Raw genomic sequence first — 26,316 nt, forward strand, 5'->3', positions numbered from 1 at the left:
GTTGTGTCTCTTATTTAAGGCGTACAGTTAGTATTATGATATTATCAATTATCATAAACATTCTTGGATCTTTCTGGTTGATACTTACAAATTTACCAATTTAGCATGGAACAAAAAAGTATGTTTTTTATATTGGAAAGTATATTTTCTTGGAGAGAAAAATAAGTCCTACTCATTCAGGCGATTAGCAGGACTTAAGTGTTTCTATTTTAGAGCTAATTTATAATAGTTCTAAGTTAAGCCTTGAGAGCTTTATTTCTCAGAGATATCTGTGAATGGTAGTCATATATGTCATCTTTTTATTGAATTTTTTTACTCTCTTTTAGTATTAATCTATATCCAAAAATGAAGATATGAATTGTGCCTAATACTATTGCAAAGCCTGTCAATGTTTTGTCTTGGTCTAGTCCTATTGCGTATTGATGCCATACCGAAATAATAATCAATACAGCGGATAAGGCAATGCTGGATAGATTGAGGATGTTATTCTCTCTATTACTGAATATCTCTTTGTTTCTATTCGCATTCTTACGCCCATACCATGTGTATATGTCGAGTCCTATAATCATCCATACGATTAAACGAATCCATGTATCGAAAGGAAGGAATACCATCATAAAGAGGCAGGTGATAATACCTAAAATAGGAATTAGAGGAACTAAAGGTGTTCTGAATCCACGGGGCGCATCGGGCATCGTTTTACGCATAACAAGTATTCCTGTACATACAATAATGAAGGCTAGGAGAGTACCTATACTTGTCATTTCACCTGCAACACGAGCAGGTACAAACGCTGCAAATGCACTTACTAACACAAGAAACAGTAGATTGCTGTTTACGGGTGTGCGATATTTGGGATGAACTTTAGAAAATACCGATGGTAACAGTTTATCCTTACTCATACTGTAAAAGACACGGCTTTGTCCTAAGAGCATTACTAATATAACTGACGAGTATCCTGCTAATATGGCTATCGATATGGCTTTGTTTAGCCATGGATAGGCAGGTTGAAATACTCCGTTTGCATCTACACTACCCATATGATCTATGGCTACCGATACAGGAGCAATTCCATCTTGCCCTTTGAAGCTGAGGTAGGGTGCTACCCCTGTCATAACATGGGCAAACAAGATATATAGAATGGTACATATGAGTAGTGACCCTAGTATTCCTATTGGCATATTTTTCTTTGGGTTTTTGGTTTCCTGAGCAGCTGTGCTCACTGCGTCGAAACCGATGAAGGCAAAGAAAACAATGGCTGCAGCGCGGATAATACCGCTGAAACCGTATTCTCCGAAAGTCCCTGTATTTTCGGGGATGTAAGGAGTGTAGTTTTCGCTATTGATATATTTCCAGCCTACTATGATGAATACAAGTACAATAATTACTTTAAGAATTACTATGATCGTATTTATGGTTGAGCTTCTTCCCGTGCCTCTGATGAGTATAAAGCTCATTATGATAACTATAAAAGCAGCGGGTAAATTTACGATACCACCATCCCAAGGGCAGGAGGTGAGTTCGGGAGGTAGGAATATACCTATGTCTTCGAGTAGTTTTACAAAGTAGCGACTCCAACTTATACTAACGGTGGCTGATGCAACAGCATATTCAAGAACAAGATCCCAGCCTATGACCCATGCAATGAATTGTCCCATAGTAGCATATGAATAGGTATATGCACTGCCGGCAACGGGTATCATGGATGCAAATTCAGCATAACACAACCCTGCAAAACAGCACCCTACGGCGGCTATAATAAATGATATGGTGATGGCTGATCCTGCATGGTCGGCTGCGGCATTACCTGTTACCGAAAAAAGCCCTGCTCCAATAATGGCTCCTATTCCCAATGTTATGAGTTTCCATGGGCCAAGTGTCTTTTTGAGCGTGTGTTGACCTCTGTCATCGGCTTCATTAACGAGTGTACTAATAGATTTCTTAATAAACAGGCTCATAATTAATATAATATAAGTAACAACAACTGTTTCTTTTTCTCTGTTTTATAATTCTGACGAATGGCTCGGTTATACCTCGTTATGGAATGAAAGGTTTGAAACCTTCATTCTTTACAGTTGTGGATGTAATGAGCCCTATTAACTCCTTTATTATCAAATAGCTCATAAGGAGAGGTGCATTCCTATTGAACTTTGCTCTCCGTTTTCTGTTATAATAGATAGATTGATACAAAGATGAAGATTGTAGGATAAAACACCAATACCATTAATGTGGTATATTATTAGGTTCCGAAAAGAGTATTAAATATAGGTTAAGTGGGTATCTAAATCTCAATTTTTGATCTGCGTAAAGCTAGTTTATTCATATTTATTTTTTACTTTTGTATTAAAGAATAAATATTCTATCAATAATTATTATAATAAAATTAAAACAATGGTAAGTTACAAAGAATTAGGTCTTGTTAACACAAGAGACATGTTCGCAAAAGCAGTAAAAGGCGGATATGCAATTCCTGCGTTCAATGTTAATAATATGGAGCAGTTGCAGGCTATCGTTCAAGCTGCAGCTGAAACAAAATCGCCAGTTATCGTTCAGGCGTCTAAAGGAGCACGTCAGTACGCTAACCCTATTTTATTGCGTTACATGCTTCAAGGAGCTGTTGAGTACGCTAAAAGTTTAGGTTGGGAAAATCCTCAAATCGTACTTCACCTTGACCATGGTGATACTTTCGAAACTTGTAAAGACTGTATCGATTCAGGTTTCTCTTCAGTAATGATCGATGGTTCACACCTTCCATATGACGAAAACGTTGCTCTTACTAAAAGAGTGGTAGAATACGCTCACCAATTTGACGTAACTGTTGAAGGCGAACTAGGTATTTTAGCAGGTGTTGAAGATGATGTTGTTGCAGAACACCATACATATACAAAACCAGAAGAAGTTGTTGACTTTGTTTCTAAAACAGGTTGTGACTCTTTAGCTATTTCAATTGGTACTTCTCACGGAGCTAACAAGTTTACTCCTGCACAATGTACTAAAGATGCTAATGGTGTATTAATTCCACCTCCCTTACGTTTTGATGTATTAGAAGCTTGTGAAAAAGAACTTCCAGGTTTCCCTATCGTATTACACGGTGCATCTTCAGTTCCACAAGATCAAGTTGCTCTTATCAACAAATACGGTGGTGCATTGAAAGATACTATCGGTATTCCAGAAGAACAATTGCGTAAAGCTGCTGCTTCTGCTGTATGTAAAATCAATATCGATTCAGATAGCCGTCTAGCTTTGACTGCTGCTGTTCGTGAAGTTTTTGCAACTAAACCAGAAGAATTCGATCCACGTAAATATCTTGGACCAGCTCGCGATAACATGAAGAAATTGTACAAACACAAAATCGAAGCTGTACTAGGTAGTGCAGGTAAAGCATAATTGTAGAAGTACATTTAAAATAGAGAAAGGGTTTCAAATAAATTTGAAACCCTTTCATTTTTTAGGTACGTCTTAATTGGAGTGTTTGTTGTTTATTGTTTTTTTTGTCAAACTAGGCAGTTATAGCGTATGCAGACTTTTACCAACCCCATGCGATTTATATTGCTTTTTAATATATCTTGAGGCGGATATATAGGGTTGTGACTACGAAGACTTATGTAATCGTCTCCTATGTCTGATTTATGTATGTATTTTAAAGTAAGATAATTTTCGTCCTCTTGTCTCGATATATCCATCACATACATTTCTCCCCAATATATATTATCTACATCTGCAACCCTTTTATAACATACAATGTCGCCTGTTCTTAATATAGGATACATAGTATCCGTGTGAATGTATAAGGCTGCATCACAATTGGGCATATGGGGTATCAATAATGCCGACTCGGCATCTTTAGGTCCACTATAAACTGGATGGCTCGAATTTGTTATAGCATCCAAAGTATACACAGGAACAGGAGGAAATTCGTTATAGCTTTGTGACTCGAAACTGTCAATGGTTCCTTTGCCGTGAACTAGTCCTTTCTTTAACATATTTCCTTTTCCGGTTATTAACCATACTAAGTCTATTTCGGGATATGTCTGGATTATTTTCTCGAGTAGTATATCTGAAACGCTGGCTTTTAACTTGTCTTTGTCGAGAAACCCCCGTTTGATATCGGTCTCGTTTAAGAATACGGTTTTGCTTATTCCTTTATAGTCAATAAATTGAAGTACTCTGTCTTTAGTTGTTAAATGCATACGGGAGTTCTCATTTTATTTAGTTGTGGTATTAACATCTCGACAAAATTAGTAAAAAATAATCAAACTATAAAATGAGGACTGTTTCATTTGTTAACGTCTATTATCGCTGTGGCTACTCTTTTTTTAGTTGTTTTTGCTTGTGTGTGGAGTTTATTTTCTCTTTATTATCTCTTTATTATTATTTTTATTGATTAGTTTGCGAATAAATGAGTAGTTTGTTTTGTTGTTATGTATCTTGTTTATAGTTGTTTATGTTGATTGTTGTTATAGGTAGTATATTTTATGCTGTGAGATTTACTAAAAATATTGTATTGTTATGCGAAAAAGTTTATATTTGTAACAGAAGGGGAGAAAATTATAGTAATAAAATATTTTTTTTGAGCTTTTATAGTCCTAGAATCTTTTAAAAGAGGTGCTTTTTTGACTATGATTGGTGTATATCTTGTGTTTTAACTACTAAAAAAGTAGTTTTTAGGAGATGTAGATTATCTTAATATGAGTGTGTAAGAATAGCTCTAAAAAATATATATAGTATTTAGTAGTAAATAAAGGTGGTTGTGTGGTAAATGATTCTATCGTCGTTGTTTTAAAATATAATTTACCAAAGCATAACTATGTACGCAGCGGGGTGTAGTGATTACACTCTGCTGTTTCTTTCTTTAGAATAATCAAAAGCGTTCTTTTTTCATTAATAATCAAGTCCTATATTAATAGGAATGTTATCTACAAAAAAGAGGTAGCTATTTTAGAATAGCTACCTCTTTGATTTTTTACAGGAATATAATAATTATATCTCCTCCTCTTCGTCGTACTTCTGAAATAGGAAGTCGTTGTAAGGATAACGTTCTATATGAATTTCTTTAATTCGGTCATATAACATTTGCTTCAACTCATCAACATTAGTTTTGTTAGTAGCCGATATAAATATGCAATTGTTGTTTAGCTTAGCCATCCATGTTTTGCGTAATTCCTCTAACGATATATTTTCTCGCGTAGCAGGCATTAAATCATCTTCGTCCTTTTTTACGTAGGTAAATGCGTCTATTTTGTTGAAAACAAGAATTGTATTTTTTTCCTCACCATCTATTTCCAGAAGAGTTTTTTCTACAATCTCTATTTGTTCCTCAAAATTAGGATGCGATATATCTACTACGTGTACAAGAAGATCGGCTTCGCGTACTTCATCGAGTGTCGATTTAAACGACTCTACCAAGTGAGTAGGCAGCTTACGGATAAATCCAACTGTATCAGATAGCAAGAAGGGAAGATTATCTATGATAACCTTACGTACCGTTGTATCTAGTGTGGCAAAGAGTTTGTTTTCTGTAAAAACTTCAGATTTACTAAGCATAGTCATCATAGTAGATTTGCCAACGTTGGTATATCCAACGAGCGCTACACGTACCATCTTGCCTCTGTTCTTACGCTGAACAATCATTTGCTTGTCTATGGATTTTAATTGCTCTTTCAAGTCGGCAATCTTATCCTGAACAATACGGCGGTCACTCTCCAACTGTGTTTCACCCACACCACGCATCATAGCACCACCGCCTCGCTGTCTGTCTAAGTGAGACCACATACGAGTCAAACGGGGTAGGAGGTATTGATACTGCGCCAACTCTACCTGAGTTTTTGCATATGCAGTTTGGGCACGCATGGCAAAAATGTCAAGAATAAGACTGGTTCTGTCCAGAATCTTAACTTGCAGTTCCTGCTCAATGTTGCGAATTTGTTTTGCCGAAAGTTCGTCATCGAAAATTACCAATCCGATTTCGTTTTCTTCCATATATTGCTTTATCTCTTGTAGCTTTCCTGTTCCTACAAAAGTTACGGCATTTGCATGTTCTAGTTTTTGTGTAAATTTCTTCACTGGTTCTGCTCCTGCGGTCTCAGCCAAAAACGCCAATTCGTCCAAGTACTCGTTTACTTGTTCTTCGGTTTGTTGTTGTGTGATAAGACCTACCAGAATCGCCTTTTGATTCTTTACACTTAATATCATTGAATCGATCATCTATCTTACTTAATTTACGTGGTTAATTGACTGTTTTTATTGTGTGATATTTTCATATCTAAAGCTGTGTAGCGACAAGATTCGCATCTTATCCTTGTGTAATCGCTTGGGTGGATTACTTCTACTAAATTGGAAAATTAAACTTCATTGTCAATTATTATTAGTGAATACAGTTTGCAAAGGTAGTAAAAAGATAATATACCTTGAACTATTATTTGATAACTATGCTGTTAGTAGTTTTCATTTTTTTTTTAGATTACATATAATAGTTGATCTTGATTGAAGGTTTATTATATTATCAATTATTTTTCTTGTGACTTAAAAATAACAGGAATCAACCATGCTTGTTGATAGCGCTGGCCTCTTTTGTATATTACATCCCATTTGGGTATTGACTTTATTATACGAATAGCTTCTTCATCAAAAATATCATTCCTTTTTCGGGGGATATCTGCTTCGTTTATTTTGCCGTTATTATCAGAGCCTGTTATGTTGACAATTACACGAATCGGTTTTTCTATTTTTGGAAGTTTCGAGTAATCGATATTATCTTCTATATACTTGGTTAGCAAGTTTGAATTTAGTATATATTTTGATCTTCGAGATTTAGAGTTGTCGTATATTATAGTACTTTTTAGGATACCTGCTTCGAGGTGAAATACTTTTTCGAATTCATAAATCGATTGATAAGCATCGTGTATGTAGTAAACTAAATTTCCATAGGGGTGAGGTATATCCTGATTAACCCAATCTGCAAAAACACCATTATTGGTATCTCTGTCTGTTATTACTTGTGTAATATCAAATTTGATCTCATTTCTATAAATATCCTTTAGGAATAAACTGTCGTTTCTCAATTCCCAGTAAGCGATATATCCTCGCCAGCATCCTGTGGATAAAAGAGGCAGTTCATAGAATGGATTCTTAATGTTTGGATGCTGTTGAAAATAGGTTTCAAGTGGATTCGAAAAAATAGCGAGAGTATCTCCATTATATATTAAATAATCGGGAGCCTGTGCTGTGGAAAAAGCTTTTGTGGGATTCAATAGAAATATGACAATAGAGATTATTATTAGATAACTTTTCATGGCAGGATGTTTTTTCTATACTATTTTGATGTCCTGGATATTGTTCTTTAGAGGATAAGGTGACTTTATTTTCGTAAGTTTATGTTGATATTTTTACTCATATTTGTATTCTGTGTATATTAGGCTTTCTATTATATAGATGACAAATTAAATATAAATTCCATAAGAGATAAATATATATGACAACAGAAAATATACAATCAAAGGCAAATGCGAATGCCATATTGTTCGTTATTTGTCTTTCTTCCTCATTAGTACCCTTTATGGGGTCGGCACTAAATTTGGCATTGCCTTATATTAATGATGATTTTTCAGTAAATGCGACCTTGTCGGGTTGGATTCCTACCAGCTATATGCTTTCCACTGCTATTTTTCAGATTCCTTGTGCAAAATTGGCTGATATGATCGGACGGCGGACAGTATTCATTTGGGGGCTTATCCTCTTTATTTTATTTTCAGTCTTAAGTGGTTTGGCCTTTTCTGTTGAAAGTTTGATTGTTTATCGCTTCTTATCGGGTATTGGTAGTGCTATGATTTTTGGAACAAGTGCGGCAATTCTTATGTCGGCAATTCCTTTGCAGAAACGAGGACAGGCTTTAGGGATAAATGCAGCTACCGTTTATTTTGCTTTGGCTGCGGGACCTTTCCTTGGGGGAATACTTACTCAATATCTAGGTTGGCAGAGTATATTTTATGTCTCTGCATTCATTGCACTTCTGGTCTTGATCGGAACCTTCTTCGCTATTAAAGAGGATTGGAAAGAAGATGCAAAGCAGAAATTCGATATAACGGGTTCTATATTATATGCTTTAGGGTTATCTGCAGTTATATATGGTTTTGCAAGCCTACCAGATGTTTCTGGCTTTATATTACTTGTTGTAGGAATATTGATTGTTCTGTTCTTTTCCGTTTATGAGAAAAAACAGGCTAATCCTGTGTTTAATATCAGAGTGTTTTTGGAAAATAAGGTGTTTAAGTATTCGTCCATATCGGCATTGATAAACTATTCGGCAACTTTTGCTATTTCCTTCATGCTGAGTTTATATCTACAATACGTAAGAGGGTTATCGCCTCGCGATGCAGGGCTTATTCTTATTGTGCAATCTCTTATGATGGCTGTCGTATCGTTTGCTTCGGGTAAATTGTCAGATAAAATGTCTTCCTCGTTTTTGGCGACATTGGGCATGTTTATTATCTTTGTGGGGCTGATAGGGTTGTGTTTCATAGGCGAGACTACGAATTTTTATTACATTATTGGGCTGCTTGTTTTAATTGGGTTTGGCTTCGGTGTGTTTTCTTCTCCCAATATGAATATTTTAATGAGTTCCGTAGATAAACAGTATTACGGATTTGCCTCTGCTACGGCTGGTACAATGCGATTGGTGGGGCAATCGTTGAGTATGGGTATTGCTATGATGGCTATCTCTGTGCAAATAGGAAATATTAAGTTTTCGGCTGATGTACATACCGAATTAATGTATAGTATGCGCATCACTTTTATAATTTGTTCGGTATTGTGTTTATTCGGTGTTTATGCATCTTCTGTAACCAAAAAGTAAATAAATGTGTTGTATTTTAAACGATTACTCCATCTTGCTGCTGTGTTACTACGATCAAATTCTTAATGATTAATCTCAATATGTATAATTTTTTAAGTGATTAAGTGTATATTTTTACACTTAAAATATCGTGTGTGTAATTTTATAACTGTCAGATAAGAATACCAAATATGATGTAACCTGCAAAATAACCTAATATCTAATCATTTTGACCTAAACTTATCTAAAAATAGTAGTTGTAATTTCTCTTCAAGAGGTGAGCTACTTTATAATCATGCAATCATAATATCCTAATCTTTATTCTTGAAGGATATATTACTCTTTTCCAATAAATTCTTTTTTAAGAGACAACACTTACAATTAAGAATATTGGACTGGTAGTAGATTGCCGTTGCCTTTACCGGACCTATAAAATAGAGGTCTGATGTTTTAATCTGAAGCTATCATGTTTTTTATACTAGTTTTTAAATCTTAAAATCCGTAAGAATTATGAGAAACCCCTATGTTGATCTACTCATGTTTAGGAATAATCTGTCATCAAAGAGATTGTTCGCAAAACCTATTTGGGTGTTTATATTGTGTTGTCTGTTTTCGCTAGATGCTTATTCTCAGCAGCAAGTTAGTGTAAGCGGAAGCGTTGTTGATAAATCGGGCGAAGCTATAATCGGAGCCAGTGTTATAGTAGAAGGTAAAACTACCGGAACTGTAACCGATTTGGATGGAAAGTTTGTGCTAAGTGCTCCTTCTAACGGGTCACTTCGAATTTCGTATATAGGTTATTTGCCACAAGTTGTTGGCATAAATAACCGCACTTCAATATCAGTAACATTGGCAGAAGATGCCGAGACTTTAGATGAAGTTGTGGTTATTGGTTATGGGACGGTAAAGAAAAGAGATCTTACAGGATCGGTATCGTCTGTGAAAAATGAGGATATAACCATCTCGCCAACCAATAATGTGATGGAGGCATTGCAGGGACGGATTGCTGGTATGGATATTCTGAAAACAACGGGTCAGGTAGGAGGAAACGTTGAAGTTCTTTTACGTGGAAACCGTTCTATTTATGGTAATAACACTCCCTTGTTTATTATAGATGGTGTTATTGGCAGCTACGAGCAAGTGAATCCTATGGATATTGAAAGTTTTGACGTGTTGAAAGATGCTTCGTCAACAGCAATTTTTGGTTCAGCTGGAGCTAATGGGGTAGTAATGATCACAACCAAAAGAGGTAAGGAAGGAAAAGTGGGAGTAAACTTCGACGGATTTATTGGTTTTAGTGGTGATGCAAAATTCTATCATGGTATGAAAGGCGATGAGTGGACTAACTATCAACGCGAAGCTTATAAATATTTAAACGGACAGTATCCTACTGATATGTCTTCTATTTTGACTGATGCTACGAAATTGGCTGCTTATAACGATAATAAATGGATCGATTGGGTAGATGAAGCTTCGGGTAATTCGGTTGTAAATCAGAAATATAACGTTTCAGTGTCAGCAGGTAATGCTAAAACGAAAGTTTTCTCTTCTCTGTCTTATGACAGTCAGGAAGGTTTATTGAAAAATGAAAACCTAAACCGGTATGCTATGCGGTTAAATATCGACCAAGAAGTAGCCAAATGGGCAAAGGTAGGTTTCACATCTAATATGGTTTATACTAACCGAAACAATGGTGTTAGAAATACTTTTACCAAAGCTATTTCGGCTTTTCCATTGGGTGATGCTTATGACGAAAACGGTGATATCAATTACGAATTTGCTCAGGATGAATACTCTCCTTTGGGAGACTTTATCAAGAATCAGTTTGTGGATAATACGCGTAACACATACCTTAATGCCAATGTATATCTTGATATAACTCCTATAAAAGATTTTAATTTTAGAACGGTTCTCAATGGAACTTTAGATAATTCTCGCAGAGGTCAGTTTTGGGGTAGTGAAGCAACTGCCAACCGACCATCTTATGCGGGCTCTCCTCATGCTGAGATTACCAATAGCTATCGTTACAGATATATGTGGGATAACATACTTACCTACAATAAGACATTTAATACTGATCATAATATAACGGCAACTGTATTGTCTTCGTGGCTTAAAAATGAGGATGAAAGCAATAAGGCAGCAGCTAGCGGACAGTTTATCGATTCGTGGAGCTTTTACCGATTGTTGGCAGGAACTTCAGCTAGGGTTGAATCAGGTTATACTCAGAATATGAAGATGTCTTATGCGATGCGTCTAAACTATTCTTATAAAGGACGTTATTTAGTAACCTTCTCTAATCGTTGGGATGGTGTGTCTTGGTTTTCGCAAGAAAACAAATGGGATAGTTTTCCCGCAGGAGCTTTAGCATGGCGTATTTCGGATGAGGCTTTTATGAATGACTCGAAAGCTTGGTTAGACAATTTAAAATTGAGAGTAGGTTATGGTGTAACCGGAAACGATGGAGGTATTGGTGCATATAGTTCTTCTACCAATGCATCCGCGTATTCGTCGGCAGGTGTGAGTCTTGATGGCAAAATAGTACCTTTTACTCAATATGCAGGTATTTATGGTAACTCTAGCTTAGGATGGGAAAAATCTTATAACTGGAATATAGGGGTGGATTTTGCTATCTTGAAAAATAGAATTGACGGATCGGTAGATTGGTTTAGTACACGTACCAAAAATCTATTATTTAAACGTACAATGCCCGTTACAAGCGGAAGTACTGGATGGGGATCGCCTCTGCAAAGCTGGGAAAATATTGCCGAAACAAGTAACGAAGGGCTTGAAGTAACTATCAATACCCGAAATATTCAGACTCGTGATTTTGTATGGAATTCAACTGTAACCTTCACTTGGAGCAAGGAGAAAATAGAATCTCTGCCAAGTGGCGATCTTATAAATGAGAATTTGTTTGTTGGGCAGCCTATAAAATCAGTTTACGGTTACAAATATGACGGTATCTGGGGTACAAATGCATCAGCCGAAGAATTGGCTAAATACGGTGTGAAACCGGGATGGGTGAAAATTGCAACTGTGCCAAATGTCACTACTGTGAATGGCGAAGAGGTTAACGACAATGGGGAACATAAATACAGTGAGAAAGACAGGCAAATATTAGGACACTCGAATCCCGATTTTATTGTAGGTTTAAATAATACCTTTAGATATAAGAGTTTCGATTTAAGTGTTTTTGCAACTGCAAGATACGGACAAACTATAACCAGCGATTTGTTGGGATGGTATTCTGCCAAAACAGGCAGTTCGAACAATCAAATTGCGGGGGCTGATTATTGGACAGAAAACAATCAGGGAGCTTATTATCCTATTGCGGGTAGTGGAAGCGAGCAAACAGTAATGCCTGCACTTAAATACAGAGACGGTTCATTTATCAAAGTCAAAAATATTACATTAGGATATACTTTACCTAAGCTATTTAATATTGAAAGGTGTCGTTTCTATGCAACTGCATATAATCCCTTTTTGTATGTAAAAGACAAACAATTGAGAGGTACAGATCCTGAAACTAACGGATCGGATTCATTTCCTCTTTACAAACAGCTTGTGTTTGGGGTAAATATATCGTTTTAAGGGTCTCAAACCTTTTATTACTAATAATATGACAATGAATATTTAATGTTATGGAAGTAACTTCTGAAAAAAGATAAATCATTATGAAAAAGATATTTAATATACGAACATTTCTATCTGTATTTCTGATATCCAATCTGTTTCTGTCGTCTTGTTCCTTAGATGAAGAAAATCCCGGAGGATTTACAATGGAAAAAGCTGCGGAATCTATCGAGGGATACGAATCGCTAATCAATCAATGTTATTTTTCGATGCAACGCTATTTTTATGGTACCGATAACTGGGTTACTTTAATGGAAGGTGGCACAGATTTGTGGACTTATCAAGCCAACAAATCGACCTCGTGGACTCAATGGTTCTGGTATTTTGCAGGAGCATCGCCCAATACAACCTATACCAATAATTGGTGGAATGGCACTTACGATGGAATAGGCTCATGCAATATTGCAATTGAGTATGCAAACAAACCTCCATACAAGACCGAAGAGTTGAGAAATGCAGTTGTTGCAGAAGCCTACTTTTTGCGTGCTGTATATTATTTTAATGCAGTAGAGCAATTTGGTGGTGTAACAGCAATTACCTCACCGGCTAAAGGGATAGACTTTCATCCGGAAAGAACCGACCCTCTGACAATATATAAGGATATAATTATCCCTGATCTCGAGTTTGCATTTAAATGGTTGCCCGTTGGAGATCATTCAACTACTTCTCGACCTACTAAAAAAGCTGCACTGGGTTTTCTGGCTAGGGCTTGTTTGCAAACAGTAGAATATGATGCTTCTAAAGCATATGCTGCTGATGCTCTTAAATATGCTCAAATGTTGATAGAGGATGCCGAAGGAGGTGGCGGTAAATATAATGCTTATCTCTATCCATCTTACGAAGATGTGTTTAAAGAGGCTAATAACTGGACAAACAAAGAGGCTTTGTGGAAACACCGTTGGTATGCAGGAGGCGACGGTCATGGATCGAGCAATGGTAATTACAGATTGAACCGTAACAATGAGTATTTCTACTGTAAGGTTCCTAATTTCGGAGCTATGGTAGACGATCAGGAAACCCGTTTGAAATGGGGTGGAAACCAACCGGGAATTTTCATGCCTACACAACATTTGTTGAGTTTGTATGTGCAAGAGGATGGAACGCTTGATCCTCGATTCCATCATTCATTCCAAACAGAATGGAAAACCAATCAGAAGTATACTTGGGATAAGGGCTCAGTGAATAAATATGATAAAGAAGCTTCTGTGCTTGGCAATTCTCTAGCTTTGGGTAGTTTGGCAATCAAATTTGTAATGCCTCAGGATGCAGACTATAACGCGGAAGTTGCTCAAAAACATAAAGTACCTTACTTGTTAGTTGATTATAAGGATATTTATAATGATGCGAATAAGAATATTAATATGACCTATTCGTATGTAAATCCGTCAGCAGGTTATGTTACTAACGGAAATTCTGAGAACTTATTTAATTATTTCTATCCATCTCTAACAAAGCATAACAGTAGCAATTACTTTGTAGCCAATGCTTCGCAAAAACGTAATGGTAATCTCAATGCTGTTTTGATAATGCGCATGGCTGATATATATCTTATTGCTGCCGAAGCCGATCTTTATGTATCGGGTGGAGCTAATGCTGCAAAATATATCAATAAGATTCGTTCTCGTGCCGGAGCAAAGTTATTAACAGAGATGCCTACTATCCGCACTATATTGGATGAGCGTGCTCGCGAACTTTGTGGAGAAGACAGCCGCTTTTACGACTTGAAACGTACAGGTATGCTCAAAGACGATAGTTATCTGAAAAGTACGCACCCTGATTTAGCGAAGTATTACCATGCAGAATATGCATTACGTCCTATTTCTACAACATTTACTTCTACACTCGAAGGTGGTGGAGGTTATTATCAGAATCCGGGATATTAAAACATACTTCTTCCAAAAACAAAGAGCCTTTAATTTAAAGGCTCTTTTTGTATGTGTATGTGTCTTGATATAAAGCAAAATAATAGTCTGGATAAATTGCGATATAAAAAGAAAGAATTGTATTTTTGTCAAATTGAATAAAAATTAGATGATAGAACAAATAATTGTACTCGATAATGCAGATGCTGCCGTTTTTTTCGGTACCAATAATAGTAATCTGCAATTACTAAAAACACTATTTCCTAAACTACGTATAATTGCCCGGGGTAATATTATAAAGGTAATTGGTAATGCTGAAGAGATTCCTTTCTTTGAAGAGAAGATGAGAGATCTTGAGTTGTTTTGTGTAGATCACAATATGCTTACCGAAGATAATATTATAGATATTGTAAAAGGGAAATCTCCACAGGGGGTAAAGCAGGATAATCTGATTATTTTCGGGATGAATGGCAAACCGATCTCGGCACGTAATGAGAACCAACAAAAGCTGGTAAATGCCTTTCAGAAAAACGATTTGGTATTTGCCCTAGGACCGGCAGGATCGGGAAAAACCTATGTGGCTATTGCTCTTGCTGTAAAAGCCTTAAAGAATAAAGAAGTCAAACGCATTATATTGAGCCGTCCCGCAGTAGAAGCCGGCGAAAAGCTGGGCTTTCTTCCTGGAGATATGAAGGATAAGATTGATCCTTACTTACAGCCTCTTTACGATGCTTTGGAAGATATGATAACTCCCGCCAAGCTGAAAGAATATATTGAGAATAAAGTTATTCAGATAGCACCTCTTGCATTTATGCGTGGGCGTACTTTGAGCGATGCCGTTATTATTCTGGATGAGGCTCAGAATACAAGCATACATCAGATAAAGATGTTTCTTACCCGTTTGGGGATGAATGCGAAGATGATAATAACAGGCGATGTTACTCAGATTGATTTACCACCTTCTCAGATGTCAGGCTTAAAGCATACTTTACGAGTATTGGATGGAGTGAAAGGTGTCGGAAAGATAGAATTTACGAAAGAAGATATTGTTCGTCACAAATTGGTTCAGCTGATAGTTGATGCCTACGAAAAAGAAGACGAGAGACGTCGAAAAGAGTTCTCAGAGTCTAAAGAGTAATATCTGATATTACTATCAGTTTTATTTTGGATTACGAAGCTCCTAAAATAAACGGATGGTAGGCTGAGTGGCAGAGTTCTTTAAACGGTAGAGCAACGTTAATTGACGGAAAATGTCTAATCGTGTGAGAACAAAGGACGAATTTATTTGTTGATAGAAGTAGAAATTTTTCATATTCTCTTATCTGAGATTTCATACCTTTTTATTGCTTTCGAAGAAGTATAATTGCAATAATAAGTTGTTGTCGTGAAATATAGAAATAAAATATTTTAGACTACTCAATAAGATGGAAAAGTAAGATTTTGTAGGTAAATTTGTCGAACCCAATTTATAAAAATAAAATATATCCAGATAATGAAGAATACTTTAGTTACTACCGATTATCATTTTTCAGATCAGACAAATGTATATCATGGTAAAGTGCGTGATGTCTATTCAATTGGTAAAGATACATTGGTAATGATTGCAACAGACCGTATTTCGGCATTTGATGTTGTGTTACCACAAGGTATCCCATATAAAGGACAGGTTTTGAATCAAATAGCAGCCAAATTTTTGGATGCAACAGCAGATATTGTTCCTAATTGGAAGCAAGCAACACCCGATCCTATGGTAACAGTAGGTTTGCGTTGCGAGCCTTACAAAGTAGAAATGGTGATTCGCGGATACCTTACAGGTAGTGCATGGCGTGAGTACAAAAATGGCGCTCGCACACTTTGCGGTTTGTCTTTACCTGATGGTTTGAAAGAAGATCAAAAGTTTCCAACACCTATTATTACACCGACAACTAAAGCGGATGAGGGGCATGACGAAAATATTTCGAGAGAAGAAATAATTGCTCAAGGTTTGGTTTCGAGAGAAGAATATGAGCAACTTGAAAAATATACTTTAGCTCTTTTCCAAAGAGGTACTGAAATGGCAGCTCAAAAAGGATTAATCCTTGTAGATACAAAATATGAATTTGGAAAGAAAGATGGTAAAATCTATCTGATTGACGAAATACATACACCCGATTCGTCTCGCTATTTTTATGCAGATACTTATCAGGATTTGTTTGCTAAAGGCCAAGAACAACGTCAACTCTCTAAAGAGTTTGTTCGTAAATGGTTAATGGAGAACGGATTTCAAGGAAAAGAGGGACAGCACATTCCCGAAATGACAGAGGCGTATTGCAATTCTGTTTCAGAAAGATATATCGAGCTATATGAAAAAATCGTTGGCGAGCCTTTTATGAAAGCTGATATTGCTGATGTTGAAGGTCGTATTGAGAAAAATATAACTGCTTATTTGAAAAAATAAACACAGTAAATTTCAGATATAAAATCGTCTGTCGGATATAAGCCAATTGTTTTTGGAAATATTCTGACAGACGTTTTTTTTATTAACGATCTGGTATGTTTTTTGCAGTATTCCTCAGTAGTGCCTATTGTTGGTGCCTATTTTATTAAAGTGTCAAAAAGGTTTTAGACCTTATTTGGTATTTGGCGGTAAATTGTTACCTTTATTTAAAAGCAATTGAATTATGCTTAAGTACGGCTAAATAGTTATTGCTATATTTTCAATTATGATTAATTTTGGTGGATAAACTGCTGAAGGAAAAAGAGGGTCTGTGACCTTAACAAGAAAACTTTAATTTATGCCAAATCTCTATATTATATCCGGTTGTAATGGTGCCGGAAAAACTACGGCGTCATATACAATGTTACCAGAGATGCTCGAGTGCAAAGAGTTTATCAATGCCGATGAGATTGCGAAGGGACTTTCTCCTTTTCAACCAGAGAAAGCTTCCATCGAAGCAGGGCGTATAATGATACGGAGAATGGAGGAGATGTTGAGATTGCAACAGGATTTCGCCATAGAAACGACTCTCGCAACCAAATCGTATGTATCATTTATTAAAAAAGCACAAAAAGTAGGTTATTTCGTAACATTGTTGTATTTTTGGCTCAGTTCTCCTGAATTAGCTATTAAAAGAGTCGAAGACCGAGTTAAAGCCGGCGGGCATCATGTGCCTCAGGATGTAATTCGTCGGAGATACAGAGCAGGAGCACAAAATCTGTTTACTTTATACACTCCGATAGCGGATTACTGGTTGGTTGTTAATAATTCGGAAAATCCGTTTCGTCTAGTAGCCGAAGGAAAGAGATCGGATATGATAGAGGAACATAATGAAGAGATTTTAAATCAAATTAAAAATATATGACTCGTAACGAATTGGCTTTGAGAAGCAAATTATTGGTTGGTCTTAGTCTTTCTTATACACGTTTAATTGAAAAAAAGCAAATAGAAGATGGTAATCTCATCTTTTCGAAAAACGGTAAAATCGTTAAAGTCAGAGCTCGCAAATTGAGCAACGACGTTGAAGCTGAAGCAGCAGACGTCATTTAAGTAATAGGGCAATTTATTGCTGAACTACTCAGTAATAAGTTAAGAGAGTCCTCTTACACTTATCAAAAGAAATAAAAAGGTCGGTGACCTTAAACTTACACATGACATATCAGGCAGAAAAAGTAGTTCCTTATGAGAGTTCCGAAAATAAAGGAGCTCAGGTCGAACGTATGTTCGATTCTATTGCAGAAAACTACGATACACTGAATCATACGCTATCTATGGGTATTGACCGTGGATGGCGCAAGAAAGGTCTTTTGACTCTAAAAGATCTCAAACCCCAATCTATTTTAGATATTGCTACAGGTACAGGCGATTTGGCGATAGAAGCATATAGGTTGCTTGGATCGGAAAAAATCACAGGTATAGATATCTCCGAAGGGATGATGGAAGTTGGTCGTCAAAAGGTGGCTAAATTGGGCTTGTCAGACAAAATTACTTTCGAGAAGCAAGACTGCATGGCGTTAGACATTGCAGACAATTCGTATGATGCAGCAATTGTTGCATTCGGAATACGTAATTTTGAAAATTTAGATAAGGGCTTAAAAGAAATACATCGGGTTTTAAAACCGGGAGGTAAATTGATGATACTCGAATTGTCAAGTCCCGAGAGTTTCCCTATGAAACAAGGCTACTGGCTTTATTCTCGTTTATTTATACCGACTGTTGGTCGGTTTATCTCTAAAGACAAAACTGCATACTCATATTTACCCAAATCTATTGAAGCCTTTGTACAAGGTAAAGAGATGGTTGGAGTGCTTGCTAAAAACGGTTTCTGTAATGCGAAGTGTAAAACTTATACATTGGGAGTGTGTTCCATGTATTTGGGTGAAAAATAAAAAATATCTATTATGAAACTTACATCACTATTGAAAGTTGGTACTGCATTGTCTCTTGTTGCATTGTCTTTCGTACAATGTACCTCGGGCAGCGATAAAATTCATCAACAATTAAAAACTGAAGTTGACGCTATAAATAAGCAGCTTCCTCAAATGATTAATACCACTATTCGTATAGATAGTACTGTGCTTCTTAAAAATAACGATTTACAGCATTATTATACTTATACTGATACAGCGGCTTTTGATACACTTCAATTTGAAGATGAAATTGTTGCTTCGGTAAAAGAGATGACTAAAAATGATCCAGGAATGGAAGATATTCGCGGATATGGAATTTCAACTGAATATATTTACAGAAACTTGGATGGTAAGACAATATACCGTTTTAAAATAACTCCAGAAGATTATAAGTAAATTCTGATTCTTCGGAATAAGATATAACAAAAAAAGAGAGGCAATTAATTGTCTCTCTTTTTTATGCAATATAGGAAAGAATTGGCGGCTTAGCCTTTTATCTTACCATATATTTCATCAAATTTCTCACGATCGAAGCGTTCGTAACGAGGTTTTGTTGGTGTATAATCATCATTATCCCAAAGGGTGCTGGTGATCATCAAATCGGCGCTGTAACGATTGCATGCAATCGGCACATTGTGTACACGACACTGGCGCAATAACATCATAATATCTGCCTCGTGTGGTTGCGGATTCAAGTCATCGATAAGGAAAACGGCCATATTGATTTCTTGACGTACTACCATTGCTGCTATTTCGGCATCACCACCCAAAGGTCCCGAGTTCATACAGGTTATTTCAGCATCAATACCTTTTTCGCTGAAAGCTTGTCGGATAAGAAGCCCTGTGGTTCCTGTGCATACCAGATGATGGCTTGATAGGAAATCTGAATTATAGTAACACCAGTCTACCATATCGGCTTTGCGATGGTCGTGTGCTACTAGAGCTATAGTCAATCGTTTTCTCATATTTTTTGTTTTAAAGCAATAGAGCTTTGTATTTTTAATTTTGATAATTTATCAAAAAAGAATTATTCGTTGGTGCTAAAAAGGTATTAACCCTTAGCTACTAATTCGGCAATCTTTACGATTACTTGTACAGCTTTTTCTAAAGATGGGATAGGTACGTATTCGTAACGTCCGTGGAAATTTAATCCTCCCGCGAATATGTTAGGGCAGGGTAGTCCCATGAATGAAAGTCTAGCGCCATCTGTACCTCCTCTGATGGGTTTTACAAGAGGTGTTATACCTAGTTCCTGCATTGCGTTGAAAGCGTAGTCTACGATCTGTATAACAGGCTCTACTTTTTCGCGCATGTTGTAATACTGATCTTTTATCTCAAGCGAAATAGTACTGCTTGGATATAGTTTTTGCAGGTATTCAACACTATCTCTCATTATTTGTTTTCTGTTTTCAAATAATGCTTTGTCGTGATCGCGAATAATGAATGATACTGAGGCTGAATCAACCGAGCCAGACATTCCCATCAAGTGGAAGAATCCTTCGTAATGAGAAGTATGCTCGGGTCTTTCATTTGCAGGAATGAGTGATACTAGTTTATTGGCTACAATAAGTGCATTAATCATCTTGTCTTTAGCCGATCCCGGATGTACACTACGTCCTTGTATGTTTATTTTTACGCCGGCTGCATTGAAGTTTTCGTATTCAAGTTCGCCTAACTCTCCACCATCCATAGTGTAAGCCCATTCGGCTCCGAATTTTTCTACATCAAACTCATCAGCTCCTGCTCCTATCTCTTCGTCAGGAGTAAAGCAAATGCGTATTTTACCATGTTTAATCTCTGGATGATCCTTCAGGTATTTCATAGCTGTTATAATTTCGGCTATACCTGCTTTATCGTCTGCACCTAATAGGGTAGTTCCATCGGTTACAATGATATCCTGATCGGTGAACTTCAATAGTTCGGGGAAATCATTTGGCGAAAGTACTATATTAAGATCTTTATTCAGTATAATATCTTTTCCGTCGTATGCTTTTACAATACGTGGGTTTACATTCTTTCCTGTTAAATCGGGACTTGTATCCATGTGCGCAACAAAACCGATTGTTGGTATCTTTTTATCCGAAGTGGCAGGTAAAGTTGCCATCAAATATCCATTACCGTCTAATGATATATCTTCGAGCCCTATTTCTATCAGTTCTTTTTTTAGCTCTTCTGCTAATACTAATTGTCCCGGAGTACTGGGAGTAGTGTGAGTTTCTGTACTTGACTCGGTGTCAAATTTCACATATTTGATAAATCTGTCGACTACATTCATCGTTTTTGTTCAAGTTTTAAATTATTTTCAAAAAAAATATCAGCCTTTAAAAAGAACTTTTGAATTTATAACTAATTGCATTTAAAATAATTATTCCCCCGGCTGATTCTTATCAACAAAGATACTAAAATGAAATCAAAGGAAAAAGAGTACTTAGTATTTTGGAATGTGAAAAAAATATCTACCTTTGTGCCCGGGTAAGCCCTATACGGTCAGCTCCTGATTAATCCCCCAGGGTTTGATCGCAGCAAGGGTAGTCGGTTGAGCGGCGCGATATAGTAAGTTTACCCACCTGCCTCTTTAGCTCAGTTGGCCAGAGCACGTGATTTGTAATCTCGGGGTCGTTGGTTCGAATCCGACAAGAGGCTCAAAAGAAAAGGAATTAGTTATATAACTAGTTCCTTTTTCTTTTTATTATATGGTTATGTAAAATACCTCCCAAAGTATTGTTGATCAGATCAATAAGATGTTTGTAAAAAGGTGTCTCCTTATTCTCTTCTTTGGTTTCTGGTATTTCTGTCAAATCATAGTCTTTACGCAATAGATTAAGATATCTCAGTGCAGTCTTTTTTAGATTGACTTCTGTAAGTAATCCCCATCGGTTTTGATCTATTAGATGCGTTATAGCTGCTATTTGAGCCAATACTTCATTGTTGGATGCTATCTCATCTATTATCGGTAAGAGGGCTTCTAAAGAAGAATTAGGGTTGTTTGAAAGCTTTTGATAATGCTGAAATATTTTATCATAGGTAATACCATAGCGTTTGTTTTGCCAGATAGTGGATGCTTGTCTCTTGGGATTCATCCCCGATTGCTTATTGAGGGCTTCTTGCACTGCTTTCTTTACTGTTGCTCCTATAAGTTCTCCTAATATGCAATGCTTGCCTGCATTATATAATTGAATTTTAGAATCTAGATTGCTTACTGCTATAATATTGTCGGTTCCCGATCCTGTTGCTAAGCCCTCCGAATACATGCTGTTTGCCATAAGCTCTTCCAAAGCGGCGCTTTTGGCTTCGGTAGCTGTGATGAGAGATCGGGTGAGTGTTCCTGCATCCAAATGGGCATCAATCAGTAGAAATATATTTATTGTTCCCTGTGTGCTGTCGAGAGGTTCGTTTGTAAATTCGTTAAACTGAGCAGGGTCTCCTGCGCGCCCTCCGTTTATATCTATTCCGGCGGTAACCATTGCTGTAACACTTATCGATTCCTTGGATTGGGTTACTGTTGCCATGTTTTCCATAAGGGCAGCAGTACACATGCCGGTAGTTTTATCAGCGGGGAGATTCAGTTCAAGAGTGAGGGCATGATAATGCTCCATCATATTATTACCTTTCATGGTAACAATATCTCCTGCTTCTATGCTTTTTCCGCAGCTATTGTTATAGATGTATTGAATGTCTTCTTTGTACCCACCGTTTAGATTGCAGGTGCTGACAACGTTTCGGTGTCCGTTTAGTTGAATTATAATGGTTTCTTGGTCGAAATATACACTATCGTTGCAAATAGTGTTGAATAGTTTCTGCATATATTTTAGCCTTGTGATCTTTAATATTTTAAGATAGGCAAATATACAAAGAGTTGTGTAGCTTTAAATGGTGTGTAGAGTGGATTTGTAAATTCCTTATTTTCTTCTTGATTTGTAGTATTTCATCAAATAGTATGACGATGCAGACAGTATAATAAATGTGCATGCTCTGGCATAATGGCTGGTATTCTGCATATCTCTAAATATGAGTATCATATTTACAAAAATACAAATTGTGGATATTATAAATAAGGCTACACATAGTTTATACATACGTCATTTCTTTAATTCTACAATAATGCAGTCGTTTTCTATTTCTATGCTACTATTAGAATATACACTTAATATGTATGCCGAAAGCCCATTGATAGTAGGGTAGTCTCTCTCGCCTATAAAGTAACGCGCGTCGTCTATGAGTAATACATGCTCGATGTCTGAAGATAAGATGGCTTTCACTTCCTCTGTTATAGGGCAATCTTTGTCTCCCCGGGCAGTAGTACCTCCAGAGTAATGTCCGTCAAGCCAGAACAGAGTCTTCTCAGGAAGATCTTTTATTAGTGTAGACATCAATTTACCACTGTCTCCATGGATAAATTCGATATGAGAACGATTGCGGAAACGTTGTTTAGCTGCTTCCTGCAAATACTTGCTTAATTCTATTGTGTATATTTTTTCGAAATTATCTTGTTGAGCCCATATCATGTCACCCAAATAGGTTCCCGATTCTACTAATGTAGATATATCATGCTTCTTTCGGTATCGTGTAACCAGCTCTTGTTTTATGGCATGAGGTACAGGCACAGGTTTCCCTTTTCTAACCCATTTCGAGATTTGAGATTTATTCTTGTTCGAATGATATATTCGTTGAAGAAATGCTGGTAATATATTGAATAATCGTTTAGAAGCTGGCATTTTTATATAAATAAAATTACACTCAAAAACTTTGATACAACAAACTACAACAAATATATATTAAGTGAATTAAAATCAATTAATTCTTTCCTAAATATATTTTGAAGAATATAGTTTTTTTATAAACAGGCTTATTAAATCCTAGGTAGTTGTTTAATAGGTCTGTGTCTTAGTATGTTTTTAGAGTTCTATTCTGCAAAGATAGATAATTTCTCTTTCTGATAAAAAGAAAAAGTCTTTAAAAACCGGGATTAGATTTTAAAGACTTTTATTATGTGACGAAATAGTTGCATTTAAGACTTTTATTTCAACTATTTTATTTTAGAATAACATCTTCCTTCTGAATCTTTATATCGCAATAATGACAGTTCAATACAACATTGTTGTTATCCAGAACTTCAAAGCGGGTTACCATAGGTTCGTTATTGGTGATGCATTTTGGATTGTTACATTTTACGATACCCAGAATTGTTTGTGGGAGACTGATTCTCTTTTTTTCGACTACCCTATAATCTTTAATTATATTGAGTATTACGTTGGGAGCAATAAGGGCAATACGATTGATTTCTTCTTCTTCAAAGAATTTGTCAGAAATCTTAATGATTCCTTTAGTTCCCATCTTCTTACTTTCGAGGTTATTACCTATCGTAACAGGGTTTTCAAGATCACCCAAGTTAAGAAGAGATAATACTTTGAATACTTGTTTGGATGGTATATGGTCGATAGCTGTACCATTGCAAAGTGCTGCTACCTGAAGTTCTTTTCTTTTTTCGCTCATGATTCTCAATTTTTTGTTTTATTGAACATCTATTCCTAAACTATCGCAAATAACTGCCTGACGGGCAAATACTCCATTGCGAGCCTGCTCAAAATAATAGGCTTTCGGGCTATCGTCTACATCTTGTTGTATCTCGTTTACACGAGGTAGCGGATGTAGTATGCGTAGATTTTCGCGTGTGTTTGTCAGCATATCTTTGCGAAGAATATATACGTTTTTTACCTTTTCGTATTCCATCAAATCGGTAAAGCGTTCGCGTTGTACGCGGGTCATATATAAGATGTCTGATTCGTTTAGGATATCCTCCGAGAAATCGGCAGACTCTTCGTATTTAATATGGTGTTCGTCACAAAAGCGTTTATAAGTATCAGGAAGTTTAAGCTCCTCGGGTGCTACAAATCTGAATGTAGGGTTGAAGTGAGACATTCCTATAATCAAAGAATGCACTGTGCGCCCATATTTAAGATCGCCTACTATGGTAATGGTTTGATTTTCGAGTGTGCCTTGCGTTTTGTAAATAGAGTACATATCGAGCATGGTCTGAGTCGGATGCTGATTGGCTCCGTCACCTGCATTGATTATAGGTACAGTCGATAGTTCCGAAGCATAGCGTGCAGCACCTTCAAGATGGTGTCGCATGACAATAAGATCGGCATAGTTGTTTACCATAGCTATGGTATCTTTTAGAGTTTCGCCTTTAGTCGAACTAGTCGTCAAAACGTCCGAGAAGCCGATAATGCGCCCACCTAGTCGATGAACAGCAGTCTCGAAACTTAGACGGGTACGTGTGGATGGTTCAAAGAAAAGTGTTGCACATACTTTTCCTTCCAGAAGGCGACGATTGGGGTTTTCGTCAAATTTCTCTGCTAATTGAAGTATCCTGATTATATCGTCTTTCGTATAATCGGTAATCGAAACCAAACTCTTATTTTCCATATACAACCGAATTTATAAATTAAGGCATCAAACCTTTTTATTGCATTAAAGCACTAACTGTTACTTTGAGATCAAAAAAAACCTCGAAAAATAAATTTTCCGAGGGTATATTATATGAATGAAAAATGAAAACTCAATCTAAAGAATGATTTTTGTAAATGCATTACGTGTAGGTTTGGATGATCACTTCTCATTGCTACTTTTTTTCTGGAAACAAATATATCAATTTTTGGTCTATGATCTTTTGTTTTAGGAGAAATTTTTTTCATTCAAATTAATATTGAGCGTATGTAAGTCTGTAATTAGCTATTTGAAGGTTGTTACGGATTATGGTTCTCATGATGTGGAAAATATTAAATAGGTTTCATCCTACTCTGTTTTTAATCTTATCATACTTTTATTATATAGGAAAATCTTAACTTTGTGTCTTCAAAAAATAGTAAATATATGTCATGTATCTTAAATATAGAAACTGCAACTCCTGTATGTTCGGTAGCAGTTTCAAGTAATGGTAAAATTGTATTCGAAAGAGAAAATACCGAAGGGCCTTCTCATGCAAGTCTATTAGGTGTATTTGTAGCCGATGCTATGGCAGAGGTAAGAGCTTTAGGTCTTACGTTGGATGCAGTATCGGTAAGTTGTGGTCCCGGATCTTATACCGGCCTAAGGATTGGAGTTTCGGAGGCAAAAGGTCTTTGTTATGGTTTGGGTATCCCGATGATAGCTATTAAAACACCTCTGATTTTAACTCAGAAGGTTATTGAGACAGAAGAACTAGAAGCCAATACGCTTTTATGCCCTATGATAGATGCCCGCCGTATGGAGGTATACGCTGCTTTGTACGACAAGGAGTTAAAAGTAGTGAGAGATATTGCTGCTGATATTGTAGAAGGTGACTCTTATGCAGAGTATCTGTCTAAATCGAAAGTTTTATTCTTTGGTAATGGAGCAGATAAATGCGATGATTGTATTACAGATAGTAACGCTCGTTTCGTGAAGGGTGTGTATCCTTCTGCCAGATATATGGTTCGGTTGTCGGAAGAAGCATATGCTGCTAAGCAATTTGTAGATTCTGCTTATTTTGAACCTTTTTACCTGAAAGATTTTGTAGCTACAACTCCTAAAAAGAATATTTTTTAGTCAATTTATCTATTGGTTGTTTAACTTTTTCCT

Annotated in this window: 21 protein-coding genes and 1 tRNA gene; 12 read left to right on the top strand and 10 right to left on the bottom strand. The window is 36.4% G+C overall.

The window, feature by feature from the left end:
- Positions 1-299: 299 nt before the first annotated feature.
- A complete protein-coding gene (locus tag HGC4_RS10240) occupies positions 300-1,958 on the bottom strand; it encodes an amino acid permease (RefSeq protein WP_050710038.1) in 1,659 nt (552 codons plus the stop codon).
- Positions 1,959-2,391: 433 nt separating this feature from the next.
- Between HGC4_RS10240 and HGC4_RS10245 the strand changes: the two genes are divergently transcribed.
- Complete coding sequence (locus HGC4_RS10245) at positions 2,392-3,387, top strand: class II fructose-bisphosphate aldolase (RefSeq protein ID WP_050710039.1); 996 nt, start codon at positions 2,392-2,394, stop codon at positions 3,385-3,387.
- A 107-nt stretch (positions 3,388-3,494) separates the two neighbouring features.
- Here HGC4_RS10245 and HGC4_RS10250 read toward each other — a convergent pair whose 3' ends face one another.
- From HGC4_RS10250 to HGC4_RS10260, 3 genes are all read right to left on the bottom strand, one after another.
- Positions 3,495-4,190: a S24 family peptidase gene (locus HGC4_RS10250; RefSeq protein ID WP_050710040.1), complete on the bottom strand. Its 696-nt coding sequence runs from the start codon at positions 4,188-4,190 to the stop codon at positions 3,495-3,497.
- Positions 4,191-4,980: 790 nt separating this feature from the next.
- A complete protein-coding gene (gene hflX / locus HGC4_RS10255; RefSeq protein WP_050710041.1) occupies positions 4,981-6,204 on the bottom strand; it encodes a GTPase HflX in 1,224 nt (407 codons plus the stop codon).
- Positions 6,205-6,506: 302 nt separating this feature from the next.
- Entirely contained in the window at positions 6,507-7,292 is a 786-nt protein-coding gene (locus HGC4_RS10260; RefSeq protein ID WP_050710042.1) for a hypothetical protein, read from the bottom strand.
- A gap of 179 nt (positions 7,293-7,471) precedes the next feature.
- Here HGC4_RS10260 and HGC4_RS10265 point away from each other — a divergent pair, with 179 nt between their 5' ends.
- The 9 genes from HGC4_RS10265 to HGC4_RS10305 all read left to right on the top strand — a co-directional run bounded on the left by HGC4_RS10265 (position 7,472) and on the right by HGC4_RS10305 (position 19,110).
- A complete protein-coding gene (locus HGC4_RS10265; protein WP_050710043.1) occupies positions 7,472-8,851 on the top strand; it encodes an MFS transporter in 1,380 nt (459 codons plus the stop codon).
- Positions 8,852-9,367: 516 nt separating this feature from the next.
- Complete coding sequence (locus HGC4_RS10270) at positions 9,368-12,424, top strand: SusC/RagA family TonB-linked outer membrane protein (protein WP_373419309.1); 3,057 nt, start codon at positions 9,368-9,370, stop codon at positions 12,422-12,424.
- An 83-nt stretch (positions 12,425-12,507) separates the two neighbouring features.
- Positions 12,508-14,349, top strand: coding sequence for a RagB/SusD family nutrient uptake outer membrane protein (locus HGC4_RS10275; protein ID WP_050710044.1), 1,842 nt, complete (start codon positions 12,508-12,510; stop codon positions 14,347-14,349).
- A gap of 148 nt (positions 14,350-14,497) precedes the next feature.
- The gene (locus HGC4_RS10280; protein ID WP_050710045.1) at positions 14,498-15,466 is read left to right on the top strand and encodes a PhoH family protein; all 969 of its coding nucleotides are present in this window, start codon (positions 14,498-14,500) and stop codon (positions 15,464-15,466) included.
- A 354-nt stretch (positions 15,467-15,820) separates the two neighbouring features.
- Positions 15,821-16,765, top strand: coding sequence for a phosphoribosylaminoimidazolesuccinocarboxamide synthase (locus HGC4_RS10285; RefSeq protein WP_050710046.1), 945 nt, complete (start codon positions 15,821-15,823; stop codon positions 16,763-16,765).
- A 337-nt stretch (positions 16,766-17,102) separates the two neighbouring features.
- Complete coding sequence (locus HGC4_RS10290) at positions 17,103-17,669, top strand: zeta toxin family protein (RefSeq protein ID WP_050710047.1); 567 nt, start codon at positions 17,103-17,105, stop codon at positions 17,667-17,669.
- Positions 17,666-17,854 carry a hypothetical protein gene (locus tag HGC4_RS10295; RefSeq protein WP_050710048.1) on the top strand — a complete coding sequence of 63 codons (189 nt, stop codon included), beginning with the start codon at positions 17,666-17,668 and terminating at the stop codon, positions 17,852-17,854. Before HGC4_RS10290 ends, HGC4_RS10295 begins: the two co-directional genes overlap by 4 nt.
- A gap of 101 nt (positions 17,855-17,955) precedes the next feature.
- Positions 17,956-18,693 (top strand): bifunctional demethylmenaquinone methyltransferase/2-methoxy-6-polyprenyl-1,4-benzoquinol methylase UbiE, encoded by a 738-nt coding sequence (gene ubiE / locus HGC4_RS10300; protein WP_050710049.1) that lies wholly within the window; start codon positions 17,956-17,958, stop codon positions 18,691-18,693.
- Positions 18,694-18,705: 12 nt separating this feature from the next.
- Positions 18,706-19,110 carry a hypothetical protein gene (locus tag HGC4_RS10305; protein WP_050710050.1) on the top strand — a complete coding sequence of 135 codons (405 nt, stop codon included), beginning with the start codon at positions 18,706-18,708 and terminating at the stop codon, positions 19,108-19,110.
- A gap of 89 nt (positions 19,111-19,199) precedes the next feature.
- Here the strand turns inward: HGC4_RS10305 and HGC4_RS10310 are convergent, their stop codons facing one another.
- Both HGC4_RS10310 and pepT read right to left on the bottom strand, forming a co-directional pair.
- Complete coding sequence (locus HGC4_RS10310) at positions 19,200-19,679, bottom strand: methylglyoxal synthase (protein ID WP_050710051.1); 480 nt, start codon at positions 19,677-19,679, stop codon at positions 19,200-19,202.
- Between the two features lie 86 nt (positions 19,680-19,765).
- Complete coding sequence (gene pepT / locus HGC4_RS10315; protein ID WP_050710052.1) at positions 19,766-20,989, bottom strand: peptidase T; 1,224 nt, start codon at positions 20,987-20,989, stop codon at positions 19,766-19,768.
- Positions 20,990-21,283: 294 nt separating this feature from the next.
- On the opposite strand from pepT, the gene HGC4_RS10320 reads away from it, so the two are divergent.
- A tRNA-Thr gene (locus HGC4_RS10320) sits at positions 21,284-21,357 on the top strand.
- Between the two features lie 26 nt (positions 21,358-21,383).
- Here the strand turns inward: HGC4_RS10320 and HGC4_RS10325 are convergent.
- From HGC4_RS10325 to pyrB, 4 genes are all read right to left on the bottom strand, one after another.
- On the bottom strand, positions 21,384-22,517 hold the full coding sequence (locus tag HGC4_RS10325; RefSeq protein ID WP_050710053.1) for an adenosylcobinamide amidohydrolase: 1,134 nt from the start codon (positions 22,515-22,517) through the stop codon (positions 21,384-21,386).
- 276 nt (positions 22,518-22,793) lie between these two features.
- Positions 22,794-23,429 carry a hypothetical protein gene (locus HGC4_RS10330; protein ID WP_050710054.1) on the bottom strand — a complete coding sequence of 212 codons (636 nt, stop codon included), beginning with the start codon at positions 23,427-23,429 and terminating at the stop codon, positions 22,794-22,796.
- 316 nt (positions 23,430-23,745) lie between these two features.
- On the bottom strand, positions 23,746-24,210 hold the full coding sequence (pyrI, locus tag HGC4_RS10335) for an aspartate carbamoyltransferase regulatory subunit (RefSeq protein ID WP_185099967.1): 465 nt from the start codon (positions 24,208-24,210) through the stop codon (positions 23,746-23,748).
- A gap of 15 nt (positions 24,211-24,225) precedes the next feature.
- Positions 24,226-25,143 carry an aspartate carbamoyltransferase gene (gene pyrB / locus HGC4_RS10340; protein ID WP_050710056.1) on the bottom strand — a complete coding sequence of 306 codons (918 nt, stop codon included), beginning with the start codon at positions 25,141-25,143 and terminating at the stop codon, positions 24,226-24,228.
- A 447-nt stretch (positions 25,144-25,590) separates the two neighbouring features.
- Here pyrB and tsaB point away from each other — a divergent pair, with 447 nt between their 5' ends.
- Positions 25,591-26,283: a tRNA (adenosine(37)-N6)-threonylcarbamoyltransferase complex dimerization subunit type 1 TsaB gene (gene tsaB / locus HGC4_RS10345; RefSeq protein WP_050710057.1), complete on the top strand. Its 693-nt coding sequence runs from the start codon at positions 25,591-25,593 to the stop codon at positions 26,281-26,283.
- The last annotated feature ends 33 nt before the right edge of the window (positions 26,284-26,316 follow it).

It is taken from the genome of Dysgonomonas sp. HGC4, assembly GCF_001261715.1.
Taxonomy (GTDB): Bacteria; Bacteroidota; Bacteroidia; order Bacteroidales; family Dysgonomonadaceae; genus Dysgonomonas_A.